The 1,064-nt window shown below is 62.4% G+C and carries 1 protein-coding gene and 2 pseudogenes; all 3 read right to left on the reverse strand.

The features are described 5' to 3' along the window. Positions 1 to 308: pseudogene (locus QN413_RS27010) on the reverse strand (integrase); the annotation flags it as partial. A gap of 161 nt (positions 309 to 469) precedes the next feature. Beyond that, entirely contained in the window at positions 470 to 730 is a 261-nt protein-coding gene (locus QN413_RS27015) for a winged helix-turn-helix domain-containing protein (RefSeq protein WP_323499636.1), read from the reverse strand. A 72-nt stretch (positions 731 to 802) separates the two neighbouring features. After that, positions 803 to 1,064 (reverse strand): annotated as a pseudogene (locus QN413_RS27020) (hypothetical protein); the annotation flags it as partial.

The following is a 1,064-nucleotide window of genomic DNA, read 5'->3' on the forward strand; positions in this document are numbered from 1 at the left end:
TCGGCAGCCGAGCCCACCAGCGGCTTGTAGTTCTCCGGCAGGTCCTGGCCCAACTGGTTCGACTTGGAGTGGCCCAGCCGGTAGACGAAGCTCGCGCCCGTGGGCTGCAGGTTCTCCAGGGTCGCGCCCTCGACCTCCGAGCGCCGGCGGCCACCGGTGGCCCAGGCGAGTGTGAGGAGGGCGCGGTCGCAGGTTGCCAGCAACTGGGCCAGCAGATCGGCGGTGAGGGCGGTCTGCTTGGTCGCCAGCGCAGAGCGCTTGGCGTAGGCGCGCCGCGTCAGGTCCAGCCGGGAATTTCGTTCTTTCATAAATTTACTGGGTCGGCGCAGTCACTCTATGCAGACACCTTGGCTGTATGGCTTCTGAAGATTTGCCGTCCCGCGCACCACGAGGCGATTGCGAGGTGCTGCGGCTGGGTGATGCGACAGAGACCTCATCAATGCATGTTGCAGGAGGCTCTGCATCATTCTTACGACACGGTCAGTTGGTATCCCTTGCCATACGCCATTTTCAGCATGATGCCTTTGGCGTCGAGGCCGAGGTTGTGACGCAACCGGTGGACCAGTTTGTCCAGCGATCGGATGGCCGTCGCGCCGCCAACCCAGTTTGTCGCATCCAGCAATGCCACACGCGACACAACGACGCCCGGCGTGCGGAACAGGGCCAGCAACAAGTGGAATTCACGCTCTTTCAAATCGTAGCTTTGCGGGGGGGGGGCGGCGTGGACCATCGAGGACCTGTCGTGAAGGAATGTCCCGTCGCCCAGCCTCTCGGCACGCGCAGGGGCGCGATTGCCCGGACTTCAAAAGCGATAGGCCCTAGCGTGCAGTTCGAGCGATCTGAACGGCTTGATGACATAGTCATTGGCTACGCCATCCAGCGCCCTGGCAACATCGCGTGCGCCGCTGCGCTCACTGAGCACCATCACCGGCATGGAAGAATTCCACGTACCACGCAGCCACGTCAGCAAATCCAGCACGCGACGAGCAGAGCTGGCCCCGGAAATCTGAACAATCCGATAAGTGTGGAAACTGCTGCTGCTGGCGAGGACCTCGCCTGTGAAG

It is taken from the genome of Variovorax sp. LG9.2, assembly GCF_035018885.1.
Taxonomy (GTDB): Bacteria; Pseudomonadota; Gammaproteobacteria; order Burkholderiales; family Burkholderiaceae_C; genus Variovorax.